Raw genomic sequence first — 17,164 nt, 5'->3', positions numbered from 1 at the left:
GTTAGATGTCGAATAATCCCAAACGCTCCTGCATTTTGGCATAAAACTCTGCTGGATCTTTGCCCTGTGAGGAGGCGATGCGATCCAGCAGAGCGTGAAAGACATGATGCGAGTTGGTCTTTGCAAGAGTTGGCCGGGAGTCGCGAGGCTGGTCCGACATCTCGCTATCAGCATTCTGCCCAGGAGCTGTCTGGGCGTCGCCGCTTGCCTCAGCGGGATCGAAATTCTTCAACATATAGGCGTCGGTGATGTCACTTTGGACCACCGAGGGGTCTTCGGGCGTGAAAATGGGCTTCGGCGTTACTTTATACCCCTCCTGATCCGAGAAAAACGCCGTTGAATCGGTCCTGCCACTGTCCTGATGAGCACTGTCTTGATGGGCAAGGCGGGAGGCGGAGGAAAAAGGGGATTGGAAACTGGAGTCCATAAACGTTGAAATGTTCATAACGTAGTCCTTTCTGGCCTGACGAACATGGCATCAGGATCGCGTCGAAAGGTTGCTAAAACAGAAACCAAGTTTGCAATGTCGATCCGGACCAGCGTTTTACCGGTTCTTTGCGGGTACTTTTTCTCTAAGATTTTAGATAAATGGATATGACCTCAGCCCGCGTCCTTATAGGCGTCCTCGACCCATTTCCATTCTTCTTCGGTCAAAAGCCCGTCGCCATCCTGATCGTAAAGCGCCAAAGCCTGCGCCAGCTGCGCAAAGAAGTCTTCCTGCGTGATCCGTGTGATCGTGGCGACCTCGCGCAAATTCGGTCCGGTAGGTTGTGTGTCGTCCGCCATCTGTCATCCCCAAAACTGCCCCAAACGTGCCCCGAGTTTAGGGCAGAGGACGTGAAGAAATCGTAAGCTCTCATAGAAACTTAAAGCGGTTCTGCAAAAACGAAAACATGGCTTTTAGGCGAAGTTTGGACGGTTTAGCTCTGTTTGGCGCGCGGATGGGCGGCCTCATAGACCTGCAACAGGCGCGCGTTGTCGACGGCGGTGTAGGCCTGAGTCGTCGACAGAGACGCATGGCCCAAAAGCTCCTGAATCGCCCGTAAATCACCGCCCGCATTCAACAGATGCGTGGCGAAGGAATGGCGCATTGCGTGCGGCGTCACGGAAGAAGGCAGGCCAAGCTGCATCCGGGCGGCTTCGGTGACTTTCGCAATCAAACGCGGGTTGAGCGCGCCGCCGCGCGTGCCACGAAACAGCGGCGTGTCAGACGTCAGATCATAGGGGCAAAGCCGCACGTAGTCCGCGACCGCACGCCGTGCGGCGGGCAGCACCGGCACGATGCGCTCCTTATTGCCCTTGCCGACAATACGGATCACTTCGCCCAGAGGGACATCGGCGCCGGTCAGCGACAGGGCCTCTGAAATCCGCAAGCCGCAGCCGTATAATAACGTCACCACCGCCACATTGCGCGCCGCGATCCACGGCTCGTCATGTTGCAACTCGACCGTCGAAAGCATCTCTTTGGCCGCATCCGGCGACAAAGGCCGGGGCAGTTTTTTTTGAAACTTCGGCGAGCGCGTGGAGAGCACCGCAGTGGCGTCAAACCCGTCGCGTTCGGCCAGCCAGCGGGTGAATGTTTTGACCGCCGACAAAGACCGCGCCAGCGAACGCGGCGCCACGCCCCGGCTGCGCTCATGCGCCATCCAAGCACGCATGTCGGTGATCCGCAGCTTGGCGATCTGGGCGGGCCCAAAGCCACCGCCCTCATGTTCGGCCAGAAAACTGAGCCAACCCGCGACATCACGCCCGTAGGCAGTGATGGTGTTTTCTGAGGCGGATTTCAACGCGCGCTCGTGGTCGAGCCAGCGCGCCAGCGTGTCGCGCATCCCCTCTGTGATCTTGAGACTCATCCCAGCCAGCGGCGCATCAGTTTCTCGAACACGCCGGAGAAGAAGGCCAAAAGATCGGTGCCCTGCGTCGGGCGGAACATATGCGGGTCCTCGGACCCGAACACCAACAGACCCGGCAGGCGACCGGGGCCGAAATCCAAGGTCATCAAGGCCTCGGAATGAATGAAGCCGGTGTTGTCGCCATAGATCACATCGGTCTCCGGCGCGACTTGGCGCAGAGTGACGGCGCGCACGGGGACGTTGCGGCCATAGGTGATATAGGTCTCGATGAAGCCGGGCTCAGCGGTGATCAACACATCGCCGAGCTTGCGTGTGGCGGGTTCGTCGCTTTCGACTTTGGTCTCTAACACAAGGCGCACGGAATCGACGCGCAGGGTCTGGGCGATCTCACCCGACAAGGCCTTGAGAAACGGGGTGAATTCCGTCGGTTCTAAAAGCTGCAACACGGCGCGGTGGATCTGATTGGTGCCCGCAAGGTTCTCATAAGCGGCGGCAATCACACCGCGATGAGTGTCCTCGAGACGATCAAGCCGGTCCTCGAGCCGCTCCATCGCCAGCCCGCGCAGATCGACGACATTGCTGCCGGTGCTGCGTTCATTCGCGGCGATCAGCGCGCGCATCACGTCTTGGTCGTCCAACACCATATCAGGGTCGGAAATGATTTTCTCGCGCAGCTCTTCAGCCATGGGCGAGATGGCCCGGGGGAGATGGGTGCTCATGTTGCCTCGTACATTACTCGATCCGCCGGTTTTCCGGTCGTTGAGGCAACTATGACCGCAGGGGAGGCCCGTTTCAAGCCTCTTGCGTCTCATCCTCTGTCGCGACAACGGCGTCACGGTAGGCTTCGGGCACCTCGCTGTGCCAGGCCTCGTTGAAAATCCAACGCTTGCGGTCTTCGAATTCCGGCTCACCTTCGAGGGCAGAAATTCGCGCCTCATGGGCGGCGCAGGCGGCGTCATGCAGCGCGGCCAGCGCTTTATCTTGCAACAGGCGCTCATATTCGGCCTTGGCGGCGGCGCGCAGGTGGCTCAGGTCGCTGGTGGTGAAATCATGGTGGTTGCGGGTGCGCCAATAGCGGTTCGAGGCCATTTTATTGGCCACCACCACATCACCGCGATGCATTTTCACCAAAAAGGATTCGAGCGAGCGCAGCGGGAAATGGTCCAAGGACACCAGATCGTAAGCCCCACGGCAATCAAAGCCATTGGCCTCCGGATCGTCCAAAAACTCGCGCCGCATCCGCCCCGATCCATCGAGCCAGCGCACCGTGCCGAACCCTTCCGACAGGTCCGGGCGGTGGTTGCGCACGGCGGTTACGCGCGGGCTCATCTTGGTGATGCTTTTGACGCCACGATGGGCTTTCTTCTCGCCGGGGCCGGGGTTTTGATGGCCGGGGAATTGTTCGGTCAGCCAGCCGCGCTCATAACGCAGCCGATCGTTCGAGCCATGGTTGATCTCAGACATCGACAGCACGTCAAAGTCGCCCGCCGCCTCCAGCAGATCGGCAAACCGCCCGTCGCCCGCGCGGATGTTGATGAACTCGTCTACATCCATCGAAATCACGTAATCCGCCTCGCGGAATTCGCGGGTGTAGGGCAGGTAGCGAAGCATCACGGGCTGGAAATTCGTGGCTTCCTGACCCAGCGCCGGGTTGGGCAGGTGATGCACCAGACCCATATCGTCGAGCCGGTCCAAAAGCTGATCGGTGCCGTCGGTGCAGTCGTTGGTGAAAATCAGGAAATCCGTGACGCCCACGACCCGATGCCAGGCGAGCCATTCCAAAATGAACGGCCCTTCGTTTTTCATACAGGTCGGCACCAAAACGCGCGGTGGGGTTTGCTCCGCCGCTGCACGGAATCGCCTGCGCGGCATCATCGCGCCCTCGGGCACCTGACCCGGCAGTTTCACCCGCTCGAAACAGATCATCCGCTTGCCGTCCTCGGTGTCGGGGGCGGGCATAAATCCTTTGGTGCCCAGCATATCGACGAACTCGCGCAACGCGTCCTGGCCGTAAACCGCGGGCGTCACCTCGATGATCAGATGATCCACCCGACTCAGATCGGCCGCGTCGAACAAAGGCAGTTCCAGGCCCTGAAGCGTGCAGAGGATCACCGTCGGGTCCACCTCCTCGATCAGCTTCGGCAGCGGTAGATTGTCAAGCTTGACGGTCTCGCCGGGCGTGTCCGCATCCGGGGCGAGCGAGCTGTCCCAGAGCGGGTCACGCAGGTAGAACTCGGCCTTTTTCACGCCCGAGCGCTCCACCGGGATCCCGATGTAAAGCGTGGCATTCTCGACCCCGTTTTGGGCCCAAAGCGCGGTGATATAGTCCTCATAGGCCGGGTTGACCTCGACGGCGGCGACACGTTCGACGCCTTTCGTCTTGGCGGCAATGGCGGCCACGACGCCGATCTCCGTGCCCAGCTCCAAAAGCCGCGCGCCGGGGCGCAGGACCTTGTCCAAATGCGCGAGTTTCGCCTTGGCGTAGTTTTGGCGGCTGAGCCGACGCGCGATTTTCGGAGAAATCAGCGCGGGGTCATTCGGGACGATCAGGCCCCCCAGCTCAAACTTCTGTTCCGTGTCGCTCATACGCTTGCCGCTCACTTTTGTCTTAAAATCCCGCACATCTTGGCGCGGGAATCCGGGTTTTGAAAGGGGTATCAGGGTGATAGTTTAAAAATAGAAAAAACGCCCCCATGTGGCATGGAGGCGTCTCATCATGTCTCAGAGGGGCTTTTCGTGTCAGATCAAACGATCTTGATGCCAGCTTCTTCGGCGTCTTTCACGAATTGCGCCAGACCTTTGTCGGTCAGCACATGGTTCGCCATCGCCTTGATCACATTGGCAGGCGCTGTGATCACATCGGCACCGATTTTCGCGCAATCCGAAATGTGGTTCACGGTGCGGATCGAGGCGGCGAGAATTTCGGTCTCATAGCCGTAGTTGTCGTAGATCGTGCGGATGTCTTCGATCAGTTCAAGCCCGTCGAGGTTGATGTCGTCCAGACGCCCGATGAACGGCGAAATGAAGGTCGCGCCAGCTTTGGCGGCCAAAAGCGCCTGGTTCGCGGAGAAACACAGTGTCACGTTGATCTTGTGACCCTCGGAAGCCAGCGTTTTACAGGCTTTGAGACCATCGAGCGTCAGCGGCAGTTTGATCACGACGTTGTCTGCGATCTGCGCCAGCTTGCGGCCTTCGGCGACCATGGCGTCATAGTCGAGTGCCACAACTTCTGCGGAGACCGGACCATCGACGATGTCGCAAATCTCTTTCGTCACTTCGAGAATGTCGCGACCGGATTTCTTGATCAGCGACGGGTTGGTGGTGACCCCGTCGACAAAGCCAAGATCGTTCAACTCGCGGATGGCATCCACATCGGCGGTATCAACAAAGAATTTCATGGGGCGTCTCCTTTCGCCTGACTGTTAGCGGTTACATAGTCCAATGTGGCCTTGATAAAAAGGGGCTTTGAAACGGCTCTGGTCTGACCCGCGCAAAACCCCTATCACATCTTCATGCGTGACGCTGAATTTTACCCCCAAGGCCATCTGGTTGCCGTTTTGACCTGTGAACCGCTCGACCGGACGCTGGATTACAAGGCGCCCGAGGGCGGTGTCGCCATGGGCGCTTTTGTCGAGGTGCCTCTGGGCCCGCGCAAGGTTCTGGGCTGTGTCTGGGGCGAGGGAATCGGCGGCTTTGATCTCTCAAAGGCGCGCTCGATCTCGACGGTGCTGGACCTCGCGCCGATGCGCGAGGAGATGCGGCAGTTTCTGGAGCGTGTCGCGGCCTATACGCTCACGCCGATGCCCGCCATGCTGCGCCTTGCGACCCGCGCGCCGGGTCTGATGAACCCGCCGGGGATGCGCAAGGTCTATCGCCGGGGCACGGGCCGCCCGCCGCGCGAAACGGACGCGCGCACAAAGGTTTTGGAGACCTTGGACGAATATGGCGGGCTGTCGTTTACGCTCAAGGAACTGGCCGACACGGCGGGGGTTACGGCCTCTGTCGTCAAAGGGATGTTGCCCTCTGGCGCGGTGATCGAAGAGGACACGCCCCGCGATCTGCCTTACCGGCGTCTGGACGCCAGTGCGCCCGGCAAAGAGCTGACCGAAGCGCAGGAGGCCGCCGCAAGCGCACTCCGCGAAGATGTCGCCGCCGAGCGCTATTCCACCACGCTTTTGAAGGGCGTCACAGGATCGGGCAAGACCGAAGTCTACCTCGAAGCTGTCGCGCAATGTCTCAAACAGGGGCGGCAGGCGCTTGTGCTTCTGCCCGAGATCGCGTTGACGTCGGCTTTCCTCACCCGGTTTGAGGAACGTTTCGGCGCGCGGCCTGCCGAATGGCATTCGGGTGTCACGATGACCGAACGTCGGCGCGTCTGGAAAATGGTCGGAGAAGGCGGCGCGCAGGTGGTGATCGGTGCGCGCTCTGCGCTCTATCTGCCGTTTCAAAACCTCGGGTTGATCGTGGTCGATGAGGAACACGACGGCTCTTACAAACAAGAGGACGGGGTGCATTACAACGCCCGCGATATGGCCGTGCTGCGCGCGTCTCTGTGTTCTGCGACGGTCGTTCTGGCCTCCGCCACGCCGTCCTTGGAAACCTGGGCCAATGTCGAAGCGGGCAAGTATAAACGTCTCGATTTGGAAAGCCGCTATGGCCCCGCCGTGATGCCCGACATGCATGCGCTCGATATGCGGGGGGAAAAGCTGCCCTCGACGCGGTTTATTTCCGACACTTTGGTGGGCGCGGTGAAAAAACGGATGGAGCGGGGCGAGCAATCGCTCCTGTTCCTCAATCGTCGCGGTTTTGCCCCGGTCACGATTTGCCGCGCCTGCGGACATCAGATCGCCTGCGATCATTGTGACGCGCGCATGGTCGAACACCGGTTCCTCAAACGCCTGATGTGCCACCAATGCGGCGAGACCAAACCGATGCCAGAGGCCTGTCCCTCCTGTGGCGTCGAGGGGCGTCTGGCCCCCGTCGGCCCCGGCGTCGAGCGTCTGGCCGAAGAGGTCGCCGAGCGTTTCCCAGACGCGAAATGTGCAGTGCTGTCTTCGGACCTCTTTGCCTCTGCGCGCGCGCTGAAGGAACAGATCGAGCGGATTGCCGAGGGCGACACCGACATCATCGTCGGCACGCAATTGGTGGCGAAAGGGCATAACTTCCCGAACCTCACTCTGGTCGGCGTGATCGACGCCGATCTGGGCCTGCAAGGCTCGGACCTGCGCGCCGCTGAGCGGACCTTTCAGCTCATGCGTCAGGTCGCGGGCCGCGCGGGCCGGTCTGAGAAAAAGGGCGTCGCGCTGTTGCAGACCTATCAGCCCGAGCATCCTGTCATTCGCGCGATCCTGTCGGGCGACGAGGAAGGCTTTTGGCGCGCCGAGGCCGCCGAGCGCAAAATGGCGGGCGTGCCGCCCTATGGCCGTATGGCGGGGATCATCCTGTCGGGGCCGGATCTGGCGGTGGTGACCGACGTGGCCAATCATCTCTCTCGCATTGCGGGGCCATTGCAGCGCATCAATGCTCAGCTTTTCGGTCCCGCGCCCGCGCCGATTGCCCGTGTGCGCGGGCGGCATCGCATCCGTTTTCTGGTCAAGGCCGAGAAAAGCGCGCCGATCCAGGCGGCATTGGCCGCTTGGGTCGGGCAGGTGAAGCTGCCCAATAACGTCAGGCTTCAGATCGACATTGATCCGCAGAGCTTTTGGTGAGGGAAAGGGGTGCTGCCCCTCTTGCGCGATGCGCAATTCACCCCGGGATATTTTAGGACAAAAGAAGGCGGTCTATCCGAAGGCTTTGGGGTAGATCAGCTCTTTGGTTTTGGACTTGGCCGGACCTGCGGTCAGCGTGTGATCAAGCGGGTAGGGGGAGGTGAAACCCTCTGGGATGGGCTTGAAGCCGCAGCGGGAATAGAACGCCGGATCGCCCAAGACGACGAGGGTTTGGCCGGAGAGTTCCGCCCATTGAGTGATCATTCCCACGAGACGACGCCCGTAGCCGCGCGACTGCAGGTCGGGGCGGATCGCGACAGGGGCGAGGCAGAGCCAGCCCTTGGGCGCGGTCATTTTGGAAAGCGCCGCGTAGCCGATCACCTCGCCCGCCATGGGCAGGACCATTTCGCCCGCGATGGCGCGTGATTTGCGCAGGGTCTCGACCAGCTGCGCCTCATTCTTTTGGCCGAACGCGGCGGTCAGGAGGTCCGCGACGGCGGGTTCCTCGCCGCGTTTCATATCGCGCATAAAGTCGGGGGTTTTAAGCATGGCGGAGGGCTTTCAGGTAGAGGGCGGCAAAGACGACCTCGGTGATCACGGCCACCAAAATGCCGGGGCCCACCCGGCCCAAGGCCCATTCGGTGAGGCCCAGCATCGCGATGGTGATCAAAAAGACGACCCCGGAGGAGAGCAACACGCGTTGGACCTTTGGGTGATCCATGTCGGCCAGTTGCAGATAGAGCAGGCCCAAAGGCGCGAAGAGAAGCCCGGAGCGGCGGGCCATGACCTCGGCGCCTGTCGAAGGATCAAGGCCAAAGATCGTTCCGAAGAGGCCGGGGGCCAAAAGAAGCCCCGCACAGAGCGCGAAGAAGAGATAGGCGCTGAGGCGAAACAGCAGGGTGTTGGACATGGGCATCTCCGAAATGGGTCTGGCCTTTGAACCCTGATCTGCCGTGGCGCGCAAGGTTTGGGGGCGCTCAGAAAAGATGTTTGTGCAGGAAATGTGGTTCAAGCGGACAATCCGGGCGGCGCGTTTCGGGGAAAACCGGCTCCGGGATCGCCTCGAAGCGCAGGCGTTTTGCGGACCAGTTCCATTCCTGCGTCTCCGTGAGGAGGACGCCGTGGAAGGTCCAGAATGACGTGGATTTGAACCCGGTTTCGTCGGTGTAGAACGCAAGCCCGCGCAGCTCCGCGAGGGAGGTGATCGGCTCGCCTGAGCGGGCGACGCAATAGGGGGTGCCATTGGTCAGGGTACTGATTTGCGTGACGGCGCGGGTCATGGCGAAAAGCGACCATAGAGAGATCAGCGTGACCGCGATGAGAAGGGCTTTGCCTCCGATGGATCTGTGTCCCCAAAGGCCGATGAGCGCGGCCCATGTGACGAAAATGTAGAGAAAGATGTGCGTGGTGCCGGGGCCTGACATGATGAGGATCAGGAGGCTGGGCAGCCAGAGGAGCGAGATCAGAGTGCGAAGGGCGACGGGCGGCGTCGGCAAAAGGAGCGCAAGCGGCGCGAAGAGAGGCGCAAGGGCAAGGCCAGTAAACATCGCGAGGAACAGAGCGCTTGCGGTCCCGTCACTTGCGGTACTCCAGAAATTCTCGATCAGATTTCCCCAACGGATCGGCGCGGCTCCGAAGGTGGCGAGCACGTAAAGGAGTGTGATGGCCCAGAGGAATTTTATGGGGAGCGGGCGGGATTTTAACGACATGACACAACCAAACAAAAAAGGGTGCGGACGGACCGCACCCCCTTTAGAAAGCTCATAAATCCTGAAAAGTCGATCAGACTTTGAGGTTCGGGATGATCTGTTTTTTGCGGGACATGATGCCCGGCAGGACCACGGTGTCGCCCTCGACGGTGCAGCCAAAGGAAGCTTCGGCGATGGCTTTCACGGTGTCGTTGGGCACCAGAAGCGTGGCTTCCTCGTTGAGAATGTCGACAACGAAGAGCAGCACTTCATGAGCGCCGTCCTCTGAGGCCACGGCGGGCATGGAGGCCATCAGGCTGTCCTTGCGGTCGAGGATCATCTTCGGCGCGGTGGTTTCCAGAACCGAGACACGCAGGTCGGTGGAGCCGACGGTGTATTCCTTGGAGTCCATGCGGATCAACTCGGCATCCGAGAAGGCGGCCACATCGGATTTGGCTTCGAACATCTCAGAGGCGTATTGGCCGAGGTTGATGTTCAGCTCAGAGGCCAGTTTTTCGGCCAGTGCCTTGTCCACGTCGGTGGTGGTCGGCGAGCGGAATTCCAGCGTGTCGGAGAGGATGCAGGACAGCATCGCGCCTTTGATGTTGTCGGGCATCTTGTCGGCGTCGTCGCCCATCAGGTCGTACATGATGGTCGCGGTGCAGGCGAGCGGACGGATGGTGATGTCGATCGGACCTTTGGTCTCCAGACCGCCCACGAGTTTGTGGTGGTCGATGATCGCGGTCACATTGGCGTCGTTGATCGCAGCCGGAAGCTCGGCCGGGTTGTTGGTGTCGACGATGACGACGTCCTGGCCCTCTGCGACCTCGGAGATGATCTCCGGTTTGTCGAAACCCCACTTCTCGATGACGAAAGCGGCCTCGGTGTTCGGCTCGCCGAGCAAGACGGCTTTGGCGTCAACGCCTTTCACCTCATTGAGATACCACGCCCAGATGATGGGCGAGCCGGTGGAATCGGTGTCGGGGGATTTGTGGCCGAAAACAAGCGTGGTCATAAGGGGGCTGTCCTTCGTGAATGGTCGTTTTGCGGGCCTTATAGGCAGTGCGGCACGGCTTGTCACGCCTTGCGAGCGCTCACAGGTTGGCTGTATCACTTCGGTCATGGCAACACTTCGCGAAACCGATCTCTATCCCCCCGTCAAAGCGCATTTCGAGGCGTTGGGCTATGTCGTGAAAGCGGAGGTGCGGGATGCGGATGTGGTGGCAGTCAAAGACGGTGTGCCGGTCATCATCGAGCTGAAAACCGGCTTTACCCTCCAGCTTTTGCAACAAGGCACCGCGCGGCAAGCGCTGAGCGATCACGTCTACCTCGCCGTGCCGCGGTGGAAGGGAAAAGCGGGCTGGCGGATGTTCAAGGGCAATCTGGGCCTTTGCAAACGGCTGGGGCTTGGGGTGATTTCTGTGAATGTGGCGGAGAGTTCGGTGCAGGTGCACTTTGAGCCGCGCCCGTTCACGCCGCGTAAGAATAAGGCGAAGACGGAAAAGCTCTTGGCCGAATTTGCACGGCGGGAAGGGGACCCCAATCTAGGCGGCTCAAAAGCCGGTGGCCGCGTGACCGCCTACCGTCAGGACGCGGAGAAATGCCGGGCGTATTTGTTGGAGCATGGGCCGTCCAAGGGGGCTGAGGTGGCGAAGGCCACAGGCGTCAAACACGCCACCCGGATGATGCGGGACAATCATTATGGGTGGTTTGAGAAGGTTGAGGTGGGGGTGTATTCAGCGAGAAAACTTCAGGATGAGGATTTTAAATGTCTGAAATGAATTATGAAAAGGAACGAACTAAGGAAAGAGATTTGCCGATCTATGGGCGTGAAGCGCTCTTAGTCTTCGGCGCAACTATTGCGGGTTATGTTTTCCAGTACGCTGCACAAATTTCTTACTTGGCAAAATTTGGGCTAGACGCGCAGTTTGTGGGATTTGAAATCAAGTTCCTTCTGCAATTTGGCACTTTGATGTTGCTAATTGGTCTGTTCGCTTTGATCTTTTTGTCGCTCCCTGCGAAGTTGTTTAAGAACGTGTTCCGATTGCGCACTGTATTCTGGTTGTCGTTACCATTTATAGGTCACGCTTTCGCGCAATGGAGATCTGACGGGTTTACAAATTTTGTTGCGTTGAGCCTCATTCTCGGCGCTTTATTTGTTTTGTTCGAACTCGGTGAGATTGCAGTTCGGGCTATAAGGGGGGAGCAAATTGAGGAAGTTCTCTTTGAACGAGAAGCAATAAATAAAAAGACCGCAAATGCTTCCGCCTTTGCTGCATTGAGCGATGGTGTGGCGGGGAAAGCCGTTGTTCTCACTCTAGTCTTTCTAATTTTCCCGTTTGTCGTCGGGTCATTAGTGGGCGGTATGTCAGCGCAAAGTAAACGGCGGTTTTACACTGTTGAATATCGTGGCGAGAACTATCTCCTAGTCCATAGTCTCAATTCATTTTCTGTTTCCGTTGGATTTGATATGCAAGCAAATGATCAAGTGCTCATCACCGATAAAGTGCTATTACTAAGTATTGGGGAAATGTCCGGCTTAAAAATGACCTCAATATGGCTTTCCGGCAATGGATGGAATTTACATTCGGAAAAAACTAAGCCGACTTTTTGTGATTGGATTGGTCAAAAAGAGCGCTTGGCTAAAATAGCTATTTTCTGTGATCGGTAGAGTTGAACGCTCACCACAATTTTCCCCCTCTCCCCTGTTGACTCACTCCCGCCTCCTTCCTAACTATGCGTCGTTGTCACTCTCCTGAGGTGAGTGCTAACTATTGATTTACCCCCGCCCTCGCAGAGGGTGGATGAACTGGAAACTTTGAGCGAAGGAGCCTCGAAGATGGCATTCAAACCGCTGCACGACCGCGTTGTGGTCGAACGTGTTGAGAGCGAAGCAAAGACCGCCGGTGGTCTCATCATCCCCGATAGCGCAAAAGAAAAGCCCGCTGAAGGCAAAGTCGTTGCCGTGGGCGAAGGCGCTCGCAAAGACAGCGGCGAGCTGATCGCGCCCTCCGTCAAAGAAGGCGACATCGTCCTCTTTGGCAAATGGTCCGGCACGGAAATCACCGTGGACGGCAAAGAGCTTCTCATCATGAAAGAGTCGGACATCCTCGGCATCATCGCCTAAGCGACGCCTGAGACCGACCCACATCAACCTAATTTACGGAGTGAACAATGGCTAAAGAAGTCAAGTTTGACGTCGACGCACGCAACCGCATGCTCAAAGGCGTGAACGTCCTCGCCGATGCAGTGAAAGTGACCCTCGGCCCCAAAGGCCGCAACGTGGTTCTCGACAAATCCTTTGGCGCCCCGCGCATCACCAAAGACGGTGTGTCTGTCGCCAAAGAGATCGAGCTTGAAGACAAGTTCGAAAACATGGGCGCGCAGATGGTGAAGGAAGTTGCTTCCCGCACCAACGACGAAGCTGGCGACGGCACCACCACCGCCACCGTTCTGGCCCAAGCCATCATCAAAGAAGGCCTCAAGCAGGTTGCTGCTGGTCTGAACCCGATGGACCTGAAGCGCGGTATCGACCTCGCGACCCTCAAAGTCGTCGAAGCGATCAAAGCGGCTGCCCGTCCGGTAAACGATTCCGCTGAAGTCGCCCAAGTCGGCACGATTTCTGCCAACGGCGAAGCCGAAATCGGTCAGCAAATCGCAGACGCGATGCAGAAAGTCGGCAACGACGGCGTGATCACCGTCGAAGAGAACAAAGGCATGGAAACCGAGACCACCGTGGTCGAAGGCATGCAGTTCGACCGTGGCTACCTGTCGCCGTACTTCGTGACCAACCCGGACAAAATGATTGCCGAGCTGGAAGACTGCATCGTGCTTCTGCACGAGAAAAAACTTTCCTCGCTTCAGCCGATGGTGCCGCTCCTCGAGCAGGTCATCCAGTCCCAAAAACCGCTCCTCATCATCGCGGAAGACGTGGAAGGCGAAGCGCTGGCGACCCTCGTGGTCAACAAACTGCGCGGCGGCCTGAAAATCGCAGCTGTCAAAGCACCGGGCTTCGGCGATCGCCGTAAAGCCATGCTGCAAGACATCGCGATCCTCACCGGCGGTCAGGTGATCTCCGAAGATCTCGGCATGAAGCTTGAAAACGTCACCATGGACATGCTCGGCTCCGCCAAGAAAATCACCATCTCCAAAGACGAAACCACCATCGTCGACGGCGCTGGCGAGAAGGCAGAGATCGAAGCACGCGTGGCTCAGATCCGCACCCAGATCGAAGAAACCACCTCTGACTACGACCGCGAGAAGCTCCAAGAGCGCGTTGCCAAACTCGCAGGCGGCGTGGCTGTCATCCGCGTTGGCGGCATGACCGAAGTGGAAGTGAAAGAGCGCAAAGACCGTGTGGACGATGCTCTCAACGCAACCCGCGCTGCGGTGCAAGAAGGCATCGTTGTGGGCGGCGGTGTGGCCCTCGTTCAGGCTGGCAAAGGCCTCGAAGGCCTCAAAGGCGACAACGCGGATCAAGACGCCGGTATCGCCATCGTGCGCCGCGCGATCGAAGCTCCGCTGCGTCAGATCGCTGAAAACGCTGGTGTCGACGGCGCTGTCGTGGCCGGTAAAGTCCGTGAATCTTCCGATCTGGCCTTTGGCTTCAACGCTCAAACCGAAGAATATGGCGACATGTTCAAATTCGGCGTGATCGACCCGGCCAAAGTGACCCGCACCGCTCTGGAAGACGCAGCCTCCATCGCGGGCCTGCTGATCACCACCGAAGCCATGGTTGCCGAGAAACCGTCGAAAGACGGCGCTGGCGCTGGCATGCCCGACATGGGCGGCATGGGTGGCATGGGCGGCATGATGTAATCATCTCGGAAGAGATGTGATCAGTCACCTGGTTTGATTTTAAGGGTCGCCTGAAAAGGCGGCTCTTTTTTGGTTCTGCGCCGGAAATTCATATGAAAGATTGGAAACCGAGACGCGAACGGAGTATTTCGCCCAAAAAAAGACCGTAAGCCTCTATTTTACAAGGATGTGCAAAAAAGACGCATTTGTGTCTTGCTATCGTTTTTCTGCATCTGCACAGTTTTTGAAAAGCATGTTGATGAGTGATGAAATGCACCTACGCGCCCTTTCCGCTGACGATGATATTGCGGTGTCCGTGCTTTTGGACACGACATTTGGCAACTCGGACATGTACCGTTTGGCGCAGTGCCTGCGCGATGAGGATGCCGTCGCGATGGAGCGGGTCGCCTATGAAAACGATACGATCCTTGGCTACATTTGCTGCGCGCGCATGACCCTGCCTCAGGACTGGTGGGCCCTGTCCATTCTCGCTGTCTCGCCGATCTATCACAAACGCGGTATGGGCCGGGAATTGGTGGTGCGCGGTATGGAGCACGCACGACGCGAGGGTGCAAAGGCCGTGGTCGTCGTCGGAGACCCGAAATATTTTTCCCGCGTGGGCTTTTCCAAACTGGCGGCGAGCAATCTTGAGACGCCTTTTCTCAAGGAACACACCTCGCTCTATCCGATTGCGCCGGGCACGGGAATGAGTCGCAATGAGCTTATCTATCCCACTGCATATGGCAAATTTGTTAACACGATCAGCGGATGATGCGCGCGGTATTGGGGCATAAAACGTATCTTGCGTGTATGTTCACCCATTTTTAGCGCGCTAAAGTTGTGTTTTCTCAACTTTCCCTTACGTCAGCATTGAGGGTTTCATAAGCATTTTCATATTCAAATATCGGTAGGGTGACATGCGGCGGTGACTTGGCGCGTTTGCATGTCGGAAACGGTGTTGGAGTTGCTCCGCGTCCCGATTGTTCGGGACCGGAGGTATTTATGTGAATTGAGTATGAGAATTAGACATTTTGAGCCGGGGGACGATCTTGCTGTGTCTGTCCTGCTGGATGGATATTTCCAAGGCTCGGGCATGTTTCACATGGTGCAGCAGCTGCGCCTGGATCAAGATATGGCGTTGGAATGCGTGGCCTGCAAAGGGGACGATCTTTTCGGCTATCTTGCCTTTTCAAAATTGAAATCGCCGGACAACTGGTGGAACCTCGCGATCGTTGCTGTGTCATCGGCCTGGCGTCAAAAGGATGCCGATGCCTACATGATCCGCAAGTCGCTTGAATTTGCGCGCGAGCACGGGGCACAGGCTGTCGTCGTTGTTGGCGATCTGGCGTTTTACACCCCTCTGGGCTTTGCCCCCATTGCTGGAGAAAACATCATTCTGCCGTTCGGGCGGGAGAGAACGCAAATCGCCTATCTTGAGGAAAACGCGCCGCAAGAGTTGCGACGCGTTGTCTATCCTGATGCTGTGGGGCAGGCCGCAAAGGCCTCATAGGTGGGTTAGGCGGCACCTGTGATCTTGTTCACATGGCCCATCTTGCGGCCCGTTTTGATCTCTGCCTTGCCGTAAAGATGGATCGCCACGGAGCCGTCTTTGGCGAACTCCGGGATGCGGTCGACATCGTCGCCGATCAGGTTCAGCATCTCGACATTGGAATGCCGTTTGCCATCGCCCAAGGGCCAGCCTGCGACAGCGCGGATGTGTTGCTCGAACTGGTCGATGACACAGCCGTTCTGGGTCCAATGGCCGGAATTGTGCACGCGTGGCGCGATCTCATTGACGACCAAGCCAGCGGGCGTGACAAACAGCTCGACACCCATGACGCCGACATAATCCAGCGCATTCAGGATCTTGGCCGCCAGAAGCACTGCATCGGTGCGTTGCGCGGGCGTCAGGCGGGCAGGGACCGTCGTGGTGTGCAAAATGCCAGATTTGTGCACGTTTTCACCCGGATCGAAACAGGAAATATCCCCTGCCTGACCGCGCGCGGCAATCACCGAGACCTCATGTGAGAAATCGACAAAGCCTTCGAGAATGGCGGGTGCGCCGGCCATATCGGCAAGCGCCTGATCGGCCTCAGCAGGCGCCATGATCCGGGCCTGGCCCTTGCCGTCATAGCCAAAACGACGGGTCTTGAGGATCGCGGGCGCGCCGATCTCCGACAAAGCCTCAGCGAGATCGACATCGTCGTCCACAGCGGCAAAAGGCGCCACTTGCAGGCCCAGCTCGGAGAGGAAGTTCTTCTCGATCAGACGGTCCTGCGACACGGCCAACGCTTTGCGGTTCGGGCGGATCGGCACGAGGGATTCGATGAGATCAAGCGCCGAGGTCGGCACGTTTTCGAACTCATAGGTCACCACATCGACGGAGGCGGCGAATTTTTTCAGCGCTTCTGCGTCCTCGTAGCTGGCTTGAAAATGATAGTTGGCGACATGAGAGGCGGGGCAATCGCCGCCCGGCTCGAAGATGCAGGTCTTGAACCCAAGGCGGGAGGCCGCCACCGAGAGCATCCGTCCAAGCTGACCGCCGCCGAGGATGCCGATGGTTGCATTGGGGGCGAGGGTCTGTACGTCGGTCATGGCGTCACTCATCAATCGGTTCGTCAGGGATAGAGGCGGAGAGGGCCTCGCGCCAGGCATCGAGGCGTTCGGCCAGTGCCGGGTCATTGATCGCCAGAATGCCTGCGGCCATCAGGCCCGCGTTTGCGGCCCCTGCCTCACCGATGGCCATGGTGGCGACCGGGAAGCCTTTCGGCATCTGAAGGATCGAATAGAGGCTGTCGACGCCCGAAAGTGCACGGGTCTGCACCGGCACGCCGATCACCGGCACGCGGGTCTTGGACGCCATCATGCCCGGCAAATGTGCAGCACCACCGGCGCCCGCGATGATCACCTTGAGGCCCCGTCCGACGGCCTCTTTGCCATAGGACCAAAGACGATCCGGCGTGCGGTGGGCGGAGACGATTTTCGTCTCGTAAGCCACGCCCAATTCGTCCAGAATCTCCGCTGCGCGTTTCATGGTGGGCCAATCCGACTGGCTGCCCATGATGATGCCGACTTCGACGCTCATATGGCTGATCTCCCGGGAAAGTGTCGCTTTCCC

At 58.7% G+C, this 17,164-nt stretch carries 19 protein-coding genes; 7 read left to right on the top strand and 12 right to left on the bottom strand.

Translation table 11 applies throughout. The features are described 5' to 3' along the window. Position 1: 1 nt before the first annotated feature. From ACN0X0_RS04390 to fsa, 6 genes are all read right to left on the bottom strand, one after another. The gene (locus tag ACN0X0_RS04390) at positions 2 to 445 is read right to left on the bottom strand and encodes a hypothetical protein (RefSeq protein ID WP_417278163.1); all 444 of its coding nucleotides are present in this window, start codon (positions 443 to 445) and stop codon (positions 2 to 4) included. Between the two features lie 155 nt (positions 446 to 600). Further along, complete coding sequence (locus ACN0X0_RS04385; protein ID WP_226548973.1) at positions 601 to 786, bottom strand: hypothetical protein; 186 nt, start codon at positions 784 to 786, stop codon at positions 601 to 603. Positions 787 to 920: 134 nt separating this feature from the next. Next, positions 921 to 1,853, bottom strand: coding sequence for a tyrosine recombinase XerC (locus tag ACN0X0_RS04380; RefSeq protein WP_417278162.1), 933 nt, complete (start codon positions 1,851 to 1,853; stop codon positions 921 to 923). Further along, positions 1,850 to 2,572 (bottom strand): DUF484 family protein, encoded by a 723-nt coding sequence (locus ACN0X0_RS04375; RefSeq protein WP_417262567.1) that lies wholly within the window; start codon positions 2,570 to 2,572, stop codon positions 1,850 to 1,852. Before ACN0X0_RS04375 ends, ACN0X0_RS04380 begins: the two co-directional genes overlap by 4 nt. Before the next feature lie 73 nt (positions 2,573 to 2,645). Next, the gene (locus ACN0X0_RS04370; RefSeq protein ID WP_417278161.1) at positions 2,646 to 4,439 is read right to left on the bottom strand and encodes a glycosyltransferase family 2 protein; all 1,794 of its coding nucleotides are present in this window, start codon (positions 4,437 to 4,439) and stop codon (positions 2,646 to 2,648) included. A 158-nt stretch (positions 4,440 to 4,597) separates the two neighbouring features. After that, positions 4,598 to 5,251: a fructose-6-phosphate aldolase gene (gene fsa, locus ACN0X0_RS04365; protein WP_226548981.1), complete on the bottom strand. Its 654-nt coding sequence runs from the start codon at positions 5,249 to 5,251 to the stop codon at positions 4,598 to 4,600. A 114-nt stretch (positions 5,252 to 5,365) separates the two neighbouring features. Between fsa and ACN0X0_RS04360 the strand changes: the two genes are divergently transcribed. Then, positions 5,366 to 7,561, top strand: coding sequence for a primosomal protein N' (locus ACN0X0_RS04360; RefSeq protein WP_417278160.1), 2,196 nt, complete (start codon positions 5,366 to 5,368; stop codon positions 7,559 to 7,561). 72 nt (positions 7,562 to 7,633) lie between these two features. Here the strand turns inward: ACN0X0_RS04360 and ACN0X0_RS04355 are convergent, their stop codons facing one another. From ACN0X0_RS04355 to ACN0X0_RS04340, 4 genes are all read right to left on the bottom strand, one after another. Further along, positions 7,634 to 8,110 carry a GNAT family N-acetyltransferase gene (locus ACN0X0_RS04355; protein WP_417278159.1) on the bottom strand — a complete coding sequence of 159 codons (477 nt, stop codon included), beginning with the start codon at positions 8,108 to 8,110 and terminating at the stop codon, positions 7,634 to 7,636. Continuing rightward, entirely contained in the window at positions 8,103 to 8,471 is a 369-nt protein-coding gene (locus ACN0X0_RS04350) for a hypothetical protein (RefSeq protein ID WP_417278158.1), read from the bottom strand. Before ACN0X0_RS04350 ends, ACN0X0_RS04355 begins: the two co-directional genes overlap by 8 nt. 67 nt (positions 8,472 to 8,538) lie before the next feature. After that, on the bottom strand, positions 8,539 to 9,270 hold the full coding sequence (locus ACN0X0_RS04345; protein WP_417278157.1) for a hypothetical protein: 732 nt from the start codon (positions 9,268 to 9,270) through the stop codon (positions 8,539 to 8,541). A gap of 73 nt (positions 9,271 to 9,343) precedes the next feature. Next, positions 9,344 to 10,264, bottom strand: a complete 921-nt coding sequence (locus ACN0X0_RS04340) for a manganese-dependent inorganic pyrophosphatase (protein ID WP_417278156.1) — start codon at positions 10,262 to 10,264, stop codon at positions 9,344 to 9,346. A 106-nt stretch (positions 10,265 to 10,370) separates the two neighbouring features. Here ACN0X0_RS04340 and ACN0X0_RS04335 point away from each other — a divergent pair, with 106 nt between their 5' ends. The 6 genes from ACN0X0_RS04335 to ACN0X0_RS04310 all read left to right on the top strand — a co-directional run bounded on the left by ACN0X0_RS04335 (position 10,371) and on the right by ACN0X0_RS04310 (position 15,556). Beyond that, a complete protein-coding gene (locus ACN0X0_RS04335; protein WP_417278155.1) occupies positions 10,371 to 11,030 on the top strand; it encodes a DUF2161 domain-containing phosphodiesterase in 660 nt (219 codons plus the stop codon). Continuing rightward, on the top strand, positions 11,018 to 11,920 hold the full coding sequence (locus ACN0X0_RS04330) for a hypothetical protein (RefSeq protein WP_417278154.1): 903 nt from the start codon (positions 11,018 to 11,020) through the stop codon (positions 11,918 to 11,920). Before ACN0X0_RS04335 ends, ACN0X0_RS04330 begins: the two co-directional genes overlap by 13 nt. A gap of 168 nt (positions 11,921 to 12,088) precedes the next feature. After that, positions 12,089 to 12,376: a co-chaperone GroES gene (groES, locus tag ACN0X0_RS04325; protein ID WP_417278153.1), complete on the top strand. Its 288-nt coding sequence runs from the start codon at positions 12,089 to 12,091 to the stop codon at positions 12,374 to 12,376. A gap of 47 nt (positions 12,377 to 12,423) precedes the next feature. Continuing rightward, complete coding sequence (gene groL, locus ACN0X0_RS04320) at positions 12,424 to 14,067, top strand: chaperonin GroEL (RefSeq protein WP_417262577.1); 1,644 nt, start codon at positions 12,424 to 12,426, stop codon at positions 14,065 to 14,067. Between the two features lie 238 nt (positions 14,068 to 14,305). After that, entirely contained in the window at positions 14,306 to 14,818 is a 513-nt protein-coding gene (locus ACN0X0_RS04315; protein ID WP_417262578.1) for a GNAT family N-acetyltransferase, read from the top strand. A gap of 171 nt (positions 14,819 to 14,989) precedes the next feature. Beyond that, positions 14,990 to 15,556 carry a GNAT family N-acetyltransferase gene (locus tag ACN0X0_RS04310; RefSeq protein ID WP_417278152.1) on the top strand — a complete coding sequence of 189 codons (567 nt, stop codon included), beginning with the start codon at positions 14,990 to 14,992 and terminating at the stop codon, positions 15,554 to 15,556. Between the two features lie 5 nt (positions 15,557 to 15,561). On the opposite strand, the gene ACN0X0_RS04305 is transcribed toward ACN0X0_RS04310, so the two are convergent. Both ACN0X0_RS04305 and purE read right to left on the bottom strand, forming a co-directional pair. After that, positions 15,562 to 16,641, bottom strand: a complete 1,080-nt coding sequence (locus ACN0X0_RS04305) for a 5-(carboxyamino)imidazole ribonucleotide synthase (protein WP_417278151.1) — start codon at positions 16,639 to 16,641, stop codon at positions 15,562 to 15,564. A gap of 4 nt (positions 16,642 to 16,645) precedes the next feature. Then, complete coding sequence (gene purE, locus ACN0X0_RS04300) at positions 16,646 to 17,131, bottom strand: 5-(carboxyamino)imidazole ribonucleotide mutase (RefSeq protein ID WP_417278150.1); 486 nt, start codon at positions 17,129 to 17,131, stop codon at positions 16,646 to 16,648. Positions 17,132 to 17,164: the final 33 nt, after the last annotated feature.

The sequence above is a fragment of the Celeribacter sp. genome, assembly GCF_048270365.1.
Lineage (GTDB): Bacteria > Pseudomonadota > Alphaproteobacteria > Rhodobacterales > Rhodobacteraceae > Celeribacter.
Note: the sequence above shows the minus strand (reverse complement) of the source record. Positions and strands in the feature narration are given on the sequence as shown.

Bases quoted from the DNA above. Each gene is read 5' to 3' on its own strand.
- ACN0X0_RS04305 (WP_417278151.1), bottom strand. From the start codon at position 16,641: ATGACCGACGTACAGACCCTCGCCCCCAATGCAACCATCGGCATCCTC.
- purE (WP_417278150.1), bottom strand. From the start codon at position 17,131: ATGAGCGTCGAAGTCGGCATCATCATGGGCAGCCAGTCGGATTGGCCC.
- fsa (WP_226548981.1), bottom strand. From the start codon at position 5,251: ATGAAATTCTTTGTTGATACCGCCGATGTGGATGCCATCCGCGAGTTG.
- ACN0X0_RS04335 (WP_417278155.1), top strand. From the start codon at position 10,371: ATGGCAACACTTCGCGAAACCGATCTCTATCCCCCCGTCAAAGCGCAT.
- groL (WP_417262577.1), top strand. From the start codon at position 12,424: ATGGCTAAAGAAGTCAAGTTTGACGTCGACGCACGCAACCGCATGCTC.
- ACN0X0_RS04375 (WP_417262567.1), bottom strand. From the start codon at position 2,572: ATGAGCACCCATCTCCCCCGGGCCATCTCGCCCATGGCTGAAGAGCTG.
- ACN0X0_RS04355 (WP_417278159.1), bottom strand. From the start codon at position 8,110: ATGCTTAAAACCCCCGACTTTATGCGCGATATGAAACGCGGCGAGGAA.
- ACN0X0_RS04345 (WP_417278157.1), bottom strand. From the start codon at position 9,270: ATGTCGTTAAAATCCCGCCCGCTCCCCATAAAATTCCTCTGGGCCATC.
- groES (WP_417278153.1), top strand. From the start codon at position 12,089: ATGGCATTCAAACCGCTGCACGACCGCGTTGTGGTCGAACGTGTTGAG.
- ACN0X0_RS04385 (WP_226548973.1), bottom strand. From the start codon at position 786: ATGGCGGACGACACACAACCTACCGGACCGAATTTGCGCGAGGTCGCC.
- ACN0X0_RS04370 (WP_417278161.1), bottom strand. From the start codon at position 4,439: ATGAGCGACACGGAACAGAAGTTTGAGCTGGGGGGCCTGATCGTCCCG.
- ACN0X0_RS04380 (WP_417278162.1), bottom strand. From the start codon at position 1,853: ATGAGTCTCAAGATCACAGAGGGGATGCGCGACACGCTGGCGCGCTGG.
- ACN0X0_RS04360 (WP_417278160.1), top strand. From the start codon at position 5,366: ATGCGTGACGCTGAATTTTACCCCCAAGGCCATCTGGTTGCCGTTTTG.
- ACN0X0_RS04390 (WP_417278163.1), bottom strand. From the start codon at position 445: ATGAACATTTCAACGTTTATGGACTCCAGTTTCCAATCCCCTTTTTCC.
- ACN0X0_RS04340 (WP_417278156.1), bottom strand. From the start codon at position 10,264: ATGACCACGCTTGTTTTCGGCCACAAATCCCCCGACACCGATTCCACC.
- ACN0X0_RS04310 (WP_417278152.1), top strand. From the start codon at position 14,990: ATGTCGGAAACGGTGTTGGAGTTGCTCCGCGTCCCGATTGTTCGGGAC.
- ACN0X0_RS04350 (WP_417278158.1), bottom strand. From the start codon at position 8,471: ATGTCCAACACCCTGCTGTTTCGCCTCAGCGCCTATCTCTTCTTCGCG.
- ACN0X0_RS04315 (WP_417262578.1), top strand. From the start codon at position 14,306: ATGAGTGATGAAATGCACCTACGCGCCCTTTCCGCTGACGATGATATT.
- ACN0X0_RS04330 (WP_417278154.1), top strand. From the start codon at position 11,018: ATGTCTGAAATGAATTATGAAAAGGAACGAACTAAGGAAAGAGATTTG.